This is a genomic window from Maribellus sp. YY47 (assembly GCF_023111095.1).
GTDB lineage: Bacteria > Bacteroidota > Bacteroidia > Bacteroidales > Prolixibacteraceae > Draconibacterium.
Map to the genome: position 1 here is coordinate 47,575 of NZ_JALGYW010000022.1, position 13,589 is coordinate 61,163.

Genomic DNA, 13,589 nt, shown 5'->3' on the forward strand with positions numbered 1-13,589 from the left:
CTTTTCAAAAAGGAGTTACCCGGACGGTTTTATGAATTTAATGAGGGATTGCGGGGCTTATCTGCAAACATTCATACACTTTATTCTTACTTTCCTGGTCTTCCGAAAGAATCATTAAAATATCGCCGTGTTCAATAATGGTAGCTCCGCCGGGTGTGATGTATTGATCTTGTCGTTTGATTAACGCAATAACAGAAGTGGTGGGGAAATGCAACTCCACCACTTTTTTCCCGACCGCAAAACTATCCTCCGGAATGGTAAGTTCGGTAATAATCTTTTTGGCTTGTTCCTGTAGGTAAACTTCCCAGGTAGCGTCTTTTTTGCTTTTCTGCGGCAACGCCACATTAAGCCATTTAGCCACGGTGTTTAATGTGGTTCCCTGTATCAACACCGAAGTGAGCGAAATAAAAAATACGATATTAAAGATCATGTCTGCCTTCTCAACCCCGGCCAGCAGTGGATAGGTTGCAAATACAATGGGAACAGCTCCGCGTAATCCCACCCACGAAATATAAAACCGACGCCGAGGTTTCATTTTAAACGGTAGTAAACTCAGAAAAACACTTAGAGGGCGGGCTACAAAAATCAGCACGATTGAAATAAGCAGGCCAATTCCGGCTACCGGCAGCAATTGTGTTGGAAATACCAGAAGTCCGAGTGTAATGAACAGTACGATCTGCATTAGCCAGGCGAGGCTGTCGAACATTTTTACGATGGTATTCTTATGAATGATGTTTTGATTGCCGATATATACCGCGCAAATGTAAATGGCAAGAAAACCGTTGCCGCCAATAAAATCAGTCGCAGCAAAAGTCATAAACATCAGGGCGACGACAAGAATCGGGTAGAGGCCTTCGTAAATCAGCTGGATTTTATTGATGATGAATTTGGTGGATTTTGCAAAAATGAATCCGGCCAGTCCGCCGATTAACATCTGTTGCAGAAACAGCAGAACGACAGACCAAAAACCGGTTTCGGGATTTTGCACCAGGCCCAGAAAAGTAATGGTTAAAACATAGGCCATGGGGTCGTTACTTCCACTTTCCAGTTCCAGCGTTTCTTTCAGGTTGTTTTTTAAACCCAGGTTTTTTGATCGTAGTATCGAGAATACGGCAGCAGCATCGGTCGAAGAAACGATGGCTCCCAAAAGCAAGCCTTCAAAAAGTGAAAAATCGGTAATGCCCCATACAAACAACCCGATGGAAACCGAGGTAAGTAACACTCCGAGCGACGAAAGCGAGACACCCTGCCAGAGAACCGGTTTAATTGCATTCCAGTTGGTGTCTAAGCCTCCCGAAAACAAAATAAAGTTGAGTGAGACAATACCTATAAATTGTGCGACTTTAGGATTGTCAAAATATATTCCGCCAATGCCTTCAGAGCCTGCGAGCATTCCCACCGCCAGGAACAAAAGCAAGGCAGGAACCCCGAACCGGGAAGAAGTTTTTCCAACCAAAATTCCGATAAACAGCAGCAGGGAGCCGATCAGCAGTATGTTTTCAATCGTTACATTCATTCAGTTTCCAAGAAAAGAAATTTTTCAAAGTTCTTGCGAAATTTTGCAATTTTTCTTGACGGTTTTTGGGTGTCGCTGTCTATGAAAAGTACTTTTTGTTGAGCAGTACAGCAGAGTTCGTCTTTTCCGTTCAGAAAGCGGAACTTGAAGTTGGCCGAAACGTTGAACATTTCCGAAACCCAAACTTCTACCTGGACCGTGTCGCCTAAGAAAAAAGGTTTTTTATACTGAATCAGTGTTTCTGTAATAATGGGGAGAATGTTGTCTTCTGTCGAGAGATCGGCAATGCTGAGATCCATCGCTTCAATTAATTTTACCCGTGCATTTTCGAGCCATTGCACGTAAATAATGTTGTTGACATGTCCCACAAAATCGATGTGGTAAGTGTAAATGGGTTCTGTAAATGTAAGTTTTTGCATGCTTATTCCGGCTTAAAATTCAAACTTGAAAAAGTTTGTTTCTTTTGAATGAAAAATTTCCACATTATGCTTTGCCTGAAAATTTCAGGATGATCGGTTAAAAGGGTATGTTGCTGAATTTCAGTTCTGCTTTTTCGAAGTTTCGCCAGGTTTTTATAAAACGTAGCGTGTGCTTTGGCTACTGCCAGGAATGCTCTTCCTTCGAAACCCAGCAGGAATTTGGCAGCGGCAACACCGTCGAGTACCATTCGGATAAAAAGAATACGTTTGAATTTATTCTTGGGAAGATTCTTGTACAGCATGTACAGGTTGTTCCTGAAATTGAGGTATACTTTGCGTGGATCGCCGTACGATAAAGAACCGCCTCCTAAATGGAAAATGATGCTCTTTGGTTCGTAAACGATTTTCAATCCCCGGTTTTTAAGCCTCCAGCAAAGATCGATTTCTTCCATATGTGCCCAAAAGAGCGGATCGAACCCACCTGCTGATTTGAAAACTTCAGCTCGCACAAACATACAGGCGCCGCTGGCCCAAAAGATTTCGCCCGGAGTCTGGTACTGTCCTTCGTCTTTTTCCACTTTATCGAGAATGCGTCCGCGGCAAAACGGATAGCCAAACTGATCGATAAAACCACCGGCAGCCCCGGCATATTCAAAATATTCGGGTTGATGGTAACTCAGTATTTTGGGTTGAACGGCAGCCACGGTTTTGTCCGATTCAAAGTGTTGAATACAAGGCTGAATCCAGTTCTTGCTCACTTTTACGTCTGAATTTACCAGCACGAAATAGTCGGCATCAATTTGGTCCAGCGCCACATTGTAACCTTTGGCAAAACCATAGTTGGTTTTTAGATCGAGTAGAGTAACCGACGGGAAATTCTTTTCAAGAAATGCCAGCGAGTCATCGGTCGAGCCATTGTCGGCAACAATCAAGTCAATATTGTCTCCCTTCGAATGTTCGATGAGTGACGGAAGAAAATCGGGGAACAGTTTTACCCCGTTCCAGTTTAAAATTACAATGGCAATTTTTGGGTTGCTTGTCATGTAAATTAGTTCAGAAGAAGTTTTGCAATGATGGCTGCGAGATTTTCCTTTTCCAGTTTTTCCAGAATTTCGCCAATCTTTTCTGCCTTATCCGAAATTTCAGATTTAAGCAGTGTTTCAATTTCTTTAACCTGTCTGCCGGTAAGCTCGTCTTCCAGAAGTTCCCACACTTTTTGATGTTCTGAAGTATCGCCGGGAAGGCCCAACTTTTCCAGTTCCATAATGGTGGCTTCCAGGATTTCCCTGGCCTGCATTTTTACCGGGTCTTTGTCTTTTGTTTTTCCGATGGCAGCCGTGTCGCGCAGGTTCCAGCTCGAATAATCGTACCGCAAATCACGAATCAGCTTCAGTTTGGTACTGTCTTTCCCGAAAATCCGTTCCAGAAAAATAAGTGTGTGATTTTTCCAGGCTTCGAGGTCGAATTTTGGTTCGTCGAGGCTGGCGAGTTGTTCCTTTAGCAGTGCAATTTCTTTTTCAGCCATGGCAATATTTTTTTGCAAAATAAGACAAAAGTGCATAATTTAATGTGCAATTGCCGATGAAAATGCATAAATGGATATGCATTTAAAGACTCTTCAAAGCTTTTTGCAATGAATTATTTCTTTCCTAAATACTTGTTGATGACGCCGTAAAACTGGTCGAAGAAACTGCTGCTTGCTGAAATTATTTGTCCTCCGAAAAGCCAGTTATCGCCACCATTAAAGTCGGTGACTTTTCCGCCTGCCTGTTGAAGGATAAAAACTCCGGCCGCCACATCCCAGGCGTGGAGGGCATGTTCGTAAAAGGCATCGAAACGACCCGAGGCCACGTAACAAAGATCAACAGCTGCCGATCCAAACCTGCGCAGGCCAAGAGTATTTTTCATCAGGTATTTCATGGCGCTGATGTAGTCGTCCACGCGGTCGAAATCGTAATACGGGAAACCGGTTCCGATCAGCGTTTCTTCGATTTTTGAACGGCTGGCGGTTCTAATTTCCTTTTCGTTGCAATACGCCGGACTGTCTTTCCACGCGTAAAACATTTCGTTGGCGCCAATTTCGTATACCACGCCGAGCACCATTTCCCCGTCTTCAGCTAAACCAATGCTTACTGAATGTGGTGCAAGCCCAAAAAGATAGTTGGTGGTTCCGTCGAGCGGATCCACAAACCAGGTGTATTTCTCGTTGTTTGATTCGGCAGTTCCTTCTTCGGCTACAAAGCCTGAATCGGGAATCAACGTTTTTAAGGCTGAAACAATGCGTTGTTCGGCAGTTTTGTCAACATAGGTAACCAGACTGGCAACACTCTTTATTTCGATATTTTCAGCGGATAGTTTTTTCTGTTCGGTGCGGATAAAATCTCCCACTTCACGGGCAATGTCCTGCACCTGAAAACAAAGTTGTTTGTAATTCATAGTTGCGAAGTTTGGAGTAAAAATACTGTTTTTTAAACCATGAGGTCCACGGCAACGTGCCCGTTTGGCAGAATTGACTTTAATTTTACCGGATGCAGCTGGTTTACCAGGTTTTCGTTGTAAGGAATTTCTACCTTAATGTAATTCTCGGTAAAACCATTCATGCAGTCGTGGCTTTTTTTGTCTTCAAAAAGCACGGTTTGCTCGGCTCCCAGGTGTTGTTCGTAAAAAGCCCGAAGTTTTTTCTCCGAAAGATTGATGTACATCTGCGTACGTCGTTTCCGGTCTTCCACTTCTACTTTCCACGGAATTTTCAAGGCCTGTGTGCCGCTTCGTTCCGAATAGGTAAAAGCATGAAGTTGCGATATTTCGAGGCTGTTCAGAAAATCGTACGATTCCTGGAAATAGGATTCTGTTTCGCCGTTGGTCCCGGCAATCACATCCACTCCAATGAACGCATGCGGCACAATCTCGCGGATTCGTTCCACTCTTCTGCGGTACAATTCAGTCGAATACTTACGCTTCATCAGCGAAAGAATCTCGTCGGAACCCGATTGCAACGGAAGGTGAAAATGTGGCATAATCACTTTCGATCCGGCCACCAGTTCGATGATCTCGTCCTTCAGCAAATTGGGTTCAATCGACCCAAGACGCAAACGGTTCAATCCGTCTACTTTTTCTAGCGCTTTCAGCAAATCCCGGAAATTTTCGCCTGTTGATTTGCCAAAGTCTCCAATGTTTACACCTGTTAAAATGATTTCCTTAAAGCCTTTGTCAACCGCTTTTTGTGCTTCGGCAACCGTATTTTCGATGGTGTCGTTGCGGCTTCGTCCCCGGGCAAAAGGAATGGTACAGAAAGAACAGTAGTAATCACATCCGTCCTGAACTTTGAGGAAACTGCGTGTGCGGTCGCCCCACGAAAAAGCGCGGTGGTAACTTTTGATATTGGCCAAACGCGTGGTTTGTACCTGCGTGGTCTCTTTCTTTTGTAAATCACCCAGGTAAGCCGGAATATGAAACTTTTCCTGCGTACCAAGCACCAGGTCAACGCCTTCAATATGGCCTACTTCTTCGGGTTTGAGCTGCGAATAACAACCCACCACAATTACCATTGCGTTAGGATTTTTGCGCACTGCACGCCGGATAATGTTACGGCTTTCCTTGTCGCCCTGGTTGGTAACCGAGCAAGTGTTGATCACATAAACATCGGCTTCTTCTTCAAACTCCACACGATCAAACCCCACCTCTTTAAAAGAGGCAGCGATAGTTGAGGTTTCTGAAAAGTTCAGTTTACATCCCAGTGTATAAAAAGCAGCTTTCTTCCCTTTGTAGTCCATCTCTAATTTTGAATCTTTCTAAACAGGCTGCAAAGGTAGAAAAAAGAATGGATTTGCAAGTTGAGTGTGATTCAGTGTTTTGGAAGATAAAAGCCCGGAGACATGGAAGTCTCCGGGGATATTTTATTAAAGCAGCGTTGCTGCGAGTTCGGCCAGGTAGCTGCGTTCGCCTTTCAACAGGTTGATGTGGGCAAACAGTTCCTGGTTGCGCATACGGTCGGTCATGTAAGCCAATCCGTTTGATTTCATATCCAGATAAGGCGAGTCGATCTGCTGAAGGTCGCCTGTAAACACCATTTTGGTTCCTTCTCCGGCACGGGTGATAATGGTTTTTATTTCGTGCGGAGTCAGGTTCTGTGCTTCGTCGATGATGAAAAAAGCATTTGATAAACTACGCCCGCGAATGTAGGCCAGCGGAGTGATGTTCAGCTTTTCTTCCTTCACCATTTCCTCGATCAGCTGGTATTCGTTGCTTCGCGGGTTAAACGTATGCTTGATTACGGCCAGGTTGTCGAACAGCGGTTGCATGTACGGACTGATCTTATCGGACGCATCGCCTGGCAAATAACCGAGGTCGCGGTTGCTGAGTGCCACAATCGGGCGGGCCAGCAAAATTTGCTCGTATTGGCGGTGTTGCTCTATGGCAGCTGCCAGCGCCAGCAGGGTTTTTCCAGTTCCGGCTTTCCCGGTGAGCGCCATTAGCCTGATTTCCGGATCCATCAGCATGTTTAAGCTAAAGGTTTGCTCGGCGTTTCGTGGTTTGATTCCGTAAGCCGAATTTTTTTCCACCCGGTAAATTCGCTCCGATTTGTTGTCGTAACGAGCCAGTGCGCTCGAAGAGCTTCCTCGGAAAATAAAGCATTCATTAGCTTCCGGCTTAAAGTCTTTCTTCACTTCGTCTTTGGCGAAACTTCCTTGGTTGTACAACTTGTCGATCAGTGAATCGTCGAAATTATCAAAGGTAGTAACGGTTTTGTCCAAGATGTGCTCGTCGGTGACCTGGTCGGTTTTGTAATCTTCGGCCTGGATTCCCAGCGATTTGGCTTTCATCCTCAGGTTGATGTCCTTGGTGATAAGAATCGATTTGCGTTTAGGGTACGATTTCGAAATGTAATCGGCGATGGCAAGAATTCGGTGGTCAGGGATGTCTTCTTTGAAAGAAGCTTTTAGTTCATCTGAAAAGGGTTTTCCTGTTTCAATTCTCAGCTTGCCTTTTCCCTGTCCCAGCGATTTGCCGCCGTTAAATAGTTCATCTCCTACAATTTCATCCAACAGGCGGGTGAATTCACGAGCCTGAAAGTTGATGAGATCATTGCCGCGCTTAAATTTGTCCAGCTCCTCTAATACAGTGATCGGAAGGATAACGTCGTTATCCTGGAACTGGTAAATACAGGTGTAATCGTGTAAAATTACGTTCGTATCCAGAACGAAAATTTTACTCTTTGCAGTTTTACTAAGCATATCAAATTGAATTTCTTAAATGTAGATAAATTGACGGGATAACCGGGAGAATGCCTTAAAATTTAATAAACTTGCACCCGTTAATAAAATAGATTGACGTGAACTACAGCGATACACTTGATTATCTTTTTACCCGCCTGCCCATGTTTCAACGCATGGGACCTGCGGCGTATAAAAATACCCTGGCCAACACTTTACTGCTCGACGAATATTATGCGCATCCGCACCGCTCGTTTAAAACCATACATGTAGCGGGCACAAATGGCAAGGGTTCCGTTTCGCACATGCTGGCTACCGTTTTACAAGCTGCCGGGTATAAAATCGGTTTATACACCTCTCCGCACTTAAAGGATTTTCGGGAACGCATCCGGATCGACGGCAAAATGATCGGAGAGGAGGAGGTGGTGAACTGGGTGGAAAAATACCGTACTAACAACGAGTTGTGGAAAATAGAACCTTCTTTTTTCGAGTTGACCGTTGCCATGGCATTCGACTATTTTGCCCAGCAAAAAGTAGATGTGGCGGTTATTGAAGTGGGATTGGGCGGAAGGCTTGATTCGACGAATATTATTATGCCTGAAGTGGGTATTATTACCAACATCGGATTCGATCATACCAACCTGTTGGGCGAAACGCTTGAACTTATCGCGGGAGAAAAAGCGGGAATCATCAAAAAGAATATTCCGGTTGTGATTGGCGAAACGCAGGAGGAAACAAAAGCAGTGTTTCTGAATAAAGTCCGGGAAGTGAACGCACCTATTTATTTTGCTGATCAGGAATATAAGGTGGCTTATGCGACCCGGGGAGTAGACGGCATGCAAAACCTGCAGGTGGACAAAAACAACGAGCCTTTTTATCGTGATCTGAAACTTGATCTGCTCGGATTGTATCAGCATAAAAATCTTCCAACTGTTTTAAAGGCTGTAGACATTTTAAACGACCGTGGATTTAAAATTGCTGAACAGGATTTAAGAACCGGTCTGAAACAGGTGAAAGAGGCAAGCGGATTACAGGGACGATGGCAGATTATTGGAGCTAATCCGATGGTGGTTTGTGATACCGGCCACAATTCTGACGGAATAAAAGAGGTGGTGGAACAGATTAATTTTACTCCACATAAAAAATTGCACTTTGTTTTTGGTACGGTCGGCGACAAAAATCCGGACAAAGTTTTGGGGCTTTTACCCAAAAATGCAAGCTATTATTTTGTAAAAGCAAATATTGAGCGGGCGCTGGATGCGGAGGTGTTGAAACAGCACGCAGCCGGTTTCGGGCTGATAGGAGATACATATAGTTCTGTGAATGAGGGCTTCAAAAAAGCGCTGGAAAATGCCGGAGAAAAAGACCTCGTTTTTGTTGGGGGCAGCACCTTTGTGGTCGCTGAAATTATCTGAAGATTTTTTTGAGATTTCTTTGCAGAACTAAAAATAGCTTCTATATTTGCAGCGCCTTTCTGAAAAGGAGGGCGCGTTCAGAAACAAGAAAACGATTTTCGGGCGATTAGCTCAGTTGGTTCAGAGCATCTGGTTTACACCCAGAGGGTCGGCGGTTCGAATCCGTCATCGCCCACAAAAAAGGTTGATCCGTTTTATGACGGACGGCCTTTTTTGGTTTAACTGTCCTTTCGGTAAGGAAGGAGACGTTCAGCAATAGAGAATAATTTTCGGGCGATTAGCTCAGTTGGTTCAGAGCATCTGGTTTACACCCAGAGGGTCGGCGGTTCGAATCCGTCATCGCCCACAAAAAAAGGTCGATTTGTCGAATGACAGTCGGCCTTTTTCCTTTTTCAGGATCTATGGTTAGGAATACCATTTCTAGGTTTCCAATAGAACTTCAGCAAGATTTACTAAACTATACTTACGATCGCTTTTCAATAATCCTTACTAAAGTTGAATTGACAGATATGTTTGATTTCAATGACAAAAAAACTATCTTCAACTGATTTTATAAAAGTAGCATATACGTTTATTATCTCAAAACATATCCGTAAAAGAAACTAAACAAGGGGTTATAAAGTAATGCTATTTTTTATGTTGAGAAAAGTAAAACACAGGTGGTTGTGATATTGAAAATGTTGATGGCAAAGAAAACGAAAGGGTAATTTCAATCATTTCAGACTAAATTTATACGAAGGAATATTAATAAGAACATGAAACTTATTTTTCCTACGAGCTGATAATCTGGTAAATAATTCAATAATAAACTTAAACCAATGAAACGAACGTTAGTGTTTTTAACAGCATTTTTTCTGACACTTCCAACGCTCCGGGCGCAACAAGCTTTGTTTGGAGCACAGGAAATTGTATCTCCGGAAATCAGTGCCGAACATCAGGTTACCTTTCGGGTAATGGCGCCAAATGCAAAAGAAGTAAAGCTTTCGGGCGACTGGATGCCCTCGCAGGGGTGGGTTCCCGGTTCGGCAGACATGGTAAAAGATGAGAAGGGATTGTGGAGTTATACCTCCGATCAACTGGTCCCCGAACTGTATACGTATTATTTTCTAATCGATGGTGTACGCAGTGTGGATCAAAACAATCCGTTTATTATCCGGGACGTGGCAACGTTGATGAATATTTTCATCATTGAGGGAGACCAGGCCGATCTTTATAAAGTAAACGATATTCCGCATGGTTCGGTAACCCGTCGGTGGTACGATTCGCCCGGTTTGGAAATGGATCGGCGAATTACGGTTTACACTCCTCCCGGTTATGAAACTTCCTCTGAAAAATATCCTGTTTTGTATTTACTACATGGTGCGGGTGGCGACGAAGAAGCCTGGATCACCCTTGGAAGAACAGCTCAGATAATGGATAATCTGATTGCAGAGGGGAAAGCGAAACCGATGATTGTGGTAATGCCGAATGGAAATGTGATCCAGGATGCAGCTCCGGGGGAAGGCAATAAAGGTTTTTACAAACCTAAGTTTATGGTCGAAAAAACCATGGATGGAACTTACGAGGCCCATTTCACGGACATCATAAAATTCGTGGAAAGCAATTATCGGGTGAAAGCCGACAAAGCCAACCGGGCGATTGCCGGTTTATCGATGGGCGGATATCATTCCATGCATATCTCGCGGTATTACCCGAATACTTTTGATTATGTCGGTTTGTTTTCCGCAGCATTGATGCCCCGTGCCGATGCCACCAGTAAAGTGTACGATGACATTGATGGTACGCTTAAAAAGCAAATGGAGAACGGGTACAAACTCTACTGGATTGGAATAGGGAAAGACGATTTTCTCTACAAAGCAAATGTCGAGTACCGTCAAAAACTGGATGATATGGGGATGAAATATACATACACTGAGACCGACGGTGGACACATCTGGAAAAACTGGCGCGTATATTTATCTGAATTTACTCCTTTGTTATTTAAGTAAACGGGAAGCGATTTTTTCCGTCGTTCCTCATGCTGATTGGAGCAGGGAATCGGTTCTTTTTTGGGAACAATTTCAATAAAACTAAATCAACAAAAACGAATCAATGAAAACCAACAGAAGAGATTTTTTTCAAACCATGGGAGCAGGTGTCGCCGGTTTTGGGCTGGCTGCAACTTTGCCGCTCGCTTCTTGTGCTGTGCCTGCAGCAAAAACAGATAACGACGAAGACGAACAGGTTTTGTTCATTGGCGACGATATTGCCATTGCAGATACTGTTTATGGTAAAGTGAGGGGTTTTATTCTTCGCGGGATTACTCAGTTTCGGGGCATTCCCTATGGGGCAGATACCGGTGGAAAAAACCGTTTTATGCCTCCGCAAAAACCGGAGTCCTGGGACAACGTCCGTCCGGCGGTTTGGTGGGGGAACAGTGCTCCGCAAATCATGGACAACCGGTATGGGAATGCCTATTCTTCGTTTGTCGATCATTGGAATTACGACGATGTGAGCGAAGACTGTCTGAAATTAAATGTTTGGACACCGGCGATCGATGATAAAAAGCGCCCGGTGATGGTTTGGTTACACGGTGGCGGCTACACGAATGGGAACGGTATCGAGCAAGACGGTTATATGGGCGAAAATCTTAGTCGCAAAGGCGATATTGTTTTTGTATCGATCAATCACCGTCTTGGCCCGATTGGGTTTACCGACCTCTCCGGAGTGGGTGGAGAGAAGTATATGCATTCAGGAAATGTTGGGGCGCTCGATATGGTAGCAGCTCTCGAATGGGTAAACGAAAACATTGCAAATTTTGGCGGCGATCCCGGAAATGTTGCCATCATGGGGCAGTCGGGTGGTGGCGCAAAAGTTTGCGTTCTTTCAGCTATGCCAAAAGCAGCCGGGTTGATTCATCGGGCAGTTCCTTTGAGTGGCTCATCTACAAGCGCGATGGACCAGGAAATGTCGCGAAAACTTGGCGAATATGTTTTGGAAGAAGCAGGTCTGAAACCTTCGGAAATTGACAAGCTGCAGGACATTCCCTGGAAAGAATATATTTTGATTGCCAACAGGGCCAGTCAGAAACTAAGACAAGATATTGGCAATGCTGACTCTCGCCGTTTTGGCTTTGCTCCGGTTGCTGATGGTATCAACATTCCGAAGGGAACTTTCTTTTCAGATGGGAATGGTGTATCATCTGATGTTCCAATGCTCATTTGCAGCACATTTCACGAATGGGGAATGGCGCGTACCATGCCCGAGATGGAAAATATTACTGCCGATGAAGCCAAAGAAATGTTGAAAAACCGGGCAGGATTCAGAGGTGGTTTAGGAGACAATGCAGCTGCCGTGTACGATGCCTACGCGCAAGCATTTCCGGATGCAAAACCAATCGAGGTGATGACTCTGGTGTCTAGCAACCGGAAAGGTGTCGTGGAGACGGCCACGGCAAAATCAAATCAGAAAGCGCCCGTTTATGTGGCATGGTTTGGTTGGGAACCGCCATTATTCGATAACCGGATGCGGGCCTTTCATTGTCTTGATATTTGTTTCTGGTTTTACAATACCGACCTGATGCTGACGCATACCGGCGGAGGTGCACGACCCCGAAAACTCTCGGAAAAGATGTCGGACGCGTTGCTTCAGTTTATGAGAAACGGCGATCCAAACGGTGGAAGCTTGCCGCAGTGGCCGGCTTTTACGGTCGAGAATGGCGAGACGATGATTCTCAATGATGTTTGCGAAGTGAAGAACGATCCTGACCGTGAAGGCCGGGAAATGATATAAGGATTTAAAAAGATAGAAGGGATCGGCATAAAACCGGTCCTTTTTGTTACCTGTCTCCTGATAACTGAAATAGCATAAAACGCGTTATAAGGAAGGTTGAAGGAATCATGTTTTCTTCTTAAATTTGAAGAATGACAAGCACTTACCAAAATTCAGCAGACGATTCACGGGAGACAAACCAATCCTTAAAAAAGAAAGTTTGGTGCCTGATTCTGGCGGCCGGAGAATCAACACGCATGAAGCAGCAGAAATTACTGATGCCCTGGAACGGGAGAACAGTTGTTGAGGCAACTGTCGGAAGGGCTTTGGCTTCAAATGCTGATGAGGTTTTGGTCGTTACCGGGAGTCATCGTTCAGAAATTGAGTCGCTTTTAAAACCCCTGGACGTTAAGATCGTAGTAAATGAAAGTTACCCGGATGGAATGCTTTCGTCGGTGCTTTGCGGAATAAAGACGATTCCTTCGACAGTGAATGCTGTTCTGGTGATGCTGGGTGATCAGCCGATGGTTCAAACTTCGGTTATCAACAGGATCATTGAAATTTACCAAAAGGAAGGCAAAAAGATCATTCTCCCGGTTTGGAAAGGGAAGAGGGGACACCCGGTTTTATTTGATCTGCAATTTCGGGAAGAAATGTTCGGGCTAAAGGGAAATCCGGGATTACGCGAATTACTGCAACGATATCCGGAGGCAGTAAAAGAATTGGAAGTAGATTCTTCAGAGATCGTTGAAGATTTGGATACGCAGGAAGATTACCAAAAACTAAAAGATACTTACGATGACGGAAACCATTGAATTCAGGTTGAACGGTAAAAGCGTTTCTGTTCAACTCGATGCATCCAAAACCTTGCTCTGGGTGTTGCGTGCGCATTTCAACCTCACGGGTACCAAGTACGGATGCGGAGAAGGTTATTGTGGCGCCTGCACTGTTTTGATCGACGGTTCGGCGATCCGGTCCTGTATCACCAATCTTGGTGAAGTGGCCGGAAAAAGTGTTGTCACCATAGAAGGACTGGCTGATGGCGACAAGTTGCATCCGGTGCAGCAGGCCTTTGTCGATAATGATGCGCTTCAGTGCGGGTATTGCACACCCGGAATGATCATGAATGCTGTCGGTCTGATCAATGACAATCCAAATCCAACCCATGAAGATATCATCTGGGGAATGGAAAACAATCTTTGTCGATGTGGTGCTCACAACCGTATTATTGAAGCTATTGAAACGGCGGCTGCCGGTATGCGCAACAAAAAGTAAT

General features: G+C 44.6%; 12 protein-coding genes and 2 tRNA genes. 7 read left to right on the top strand and 7 right to left on the bottom strand.

Going from position 1 to position 13,589, the window contains the following annotated elements; genetic code table 11:
• Positions 1-37: 37 nt before the first annotated feature.
• The 7 genes from MR764_RS16445 to MR764_RS16475 form a co-directional block, all read right to left on the bottom strand.
• Entirely contained in the window at positions 38-1,516 is a 1,479-nt protein-coding gene (locus MR764_RS16445; protein WP_247980538.1) for a potassium/proton antiporter, read from the bottom strand.
• Entirely contained in the window at positions 1,513-1,935 is a 423-nt protein-coding gene (locus MR764_RS16450) for a thioesterase family protein (RefSeq protein ID WP_247980539.1), read from the bottom strand. The genes MR764_RS16445 and MR764_RS16450 overlap by 4 nt, the downstream gene beginning before the upstream one ends.
• 2 nt (positions 1,936-1,937) lie before the next feature.
• Complete coding sequence (locus MR764_RS16455) at positions 1,938-2,978, bottom strand: glycosyltransferase family 2 protein (protein ID WP_247980540.1); 1,041 nt, start codon at positions 2,976-2,978, stop codon at positions 1,938-1,940.
• A gap of 5 nt (positions 2,979-2,983) precedes the next feature.
• Positions 2,984-3,460 (bottom strand): hypothetical protein, encoded by a 477-nt coding sequence (locus MR764_RS16460; RefSeq protein ID WP_247980541.1) that lies wholly within the window; start codon positions 3,458-3,460, stop codon positions 2,984-2,986.
• 113 nt (positions 3,461-3,573) lie between these two features.
• Positions 3,574-4,371, bottom strand: coding sequence for an inositol monophosphatase family protein (locus tag MR764_RS16465; RefSeq protein WP_247980542.1), 798 nt, complete (start codon positions 4,369-4,371; stop codon positions 3,574-3,576).
• Between the two features lie 32 nt (positions 4,372-4,403).
• Positions 4,404-5,708, bottom strand: coding sequence for a tRNA (N(6)-L-threonylcarbamoyladenosine(37)-C(2))-methylthiotransferase MtaB (gene mtaB / locus MR764_RS16470; protein WP_247980543.1), 1,305 nt, complete (start codon positions 5,706-5,708; stop codon positions 4,404-4,406).
• Positions 5,709-5,834: 126 nt separating this feature from the next.
• Positions 5,835-7,169, bottom strand: coding sequence for a PhoH family protein (locus MR764_RS16475; protein WP_247980544.1), 1,335 nt, complete (start codon positions 7,167-7,169; stop codon positions 5,835-5,837).
• Positions 7,170-7,267: 98 nt separating this feature from the next.
• Between MR764_RS16475 and MR764_RS16480 the strand changes: the two genes are divergently transcribed.
• The 7 genes from MR764_RS16480 (at position 7,268) to MR764_RS16510 (ending at position 13,588) form a co-directional block, all read left to right on the top strand.
• Positions 7,268-8,563 carry a folylpolyglutamate synthase/dihydrofolate synthase family protein gene (locus tag MR764_RS16480; protein ID WP_247980545.1) on the top strand — a complete coding sequence of 432 codons (1,296 nt, stop codon included), beginning with the start codon at positions 7,268-7,270 and terminating at the stop codon, positions 8,561-8,563.
• Between the two features lie 100 nt (positions 8,564-8,663).
• Positions 8,664-8,738 (top strand) — tRNA-Val (locus MR764_RS16485).
• Positions 8,739-8,834: 96 nt separating this feature from the next.
• Positions 8,835-8,909 (top strand) — tRNA-Val (locus MR764_RS16490).
• Between the two features lie 472 nt (positions 8,910-9,381).
• Positions 9,382-10,551 (top strand): alpha/beta hydrolase-fold protein, encoded by a 1,170-nt coding sequence (locus MR764_RS16495; RefSeq protein WP_247980546.1) that lies wholly within the window; start codon positions 9,382-9,384, stop codon positions 10,549-10,551.
• A 103-nt stretch (positions 10,552-10,654) separates the two neighbouring features.
• Positions 10,655-12,334: a carboxylesterase family protein gene (locus tag MR764_RS16500; RefSeq protein WP_247980547.1), complete on the top strand. Its 1,680-nt coding sequence runs from the start codon at positions 10,655-10,657 to the stop codon at positions 12,332-12,334.
• A 131-nt stretch (positions 12,335-12,465) separates the two neighbouring features.
• Positions 12,466-13,128, top strand: coding sequence for a nucleotidyltransferase family protein (locus MR764_RS16505; protein WP_247980548.1), 663 nt, complete (start codon positions 12,466-12,468; stop codon positions 13,126-13,128).
• On the top strand, positions 13,112-13,588 hold the full coding sequence (locus MR764_RS16510) for a (2Fe-2S)-binding protein (protein WP_247980549.1): 477 nt from the start codon (positions 13,112-13,114) through the stop codon (positions 13,586-13,588). Before MR764_RS16505 ends, MR764_RS16510 begins: the two co-directional genes overlap by 17 nt.
• Position 13,589: the final 1 nt, after the last annotated feature.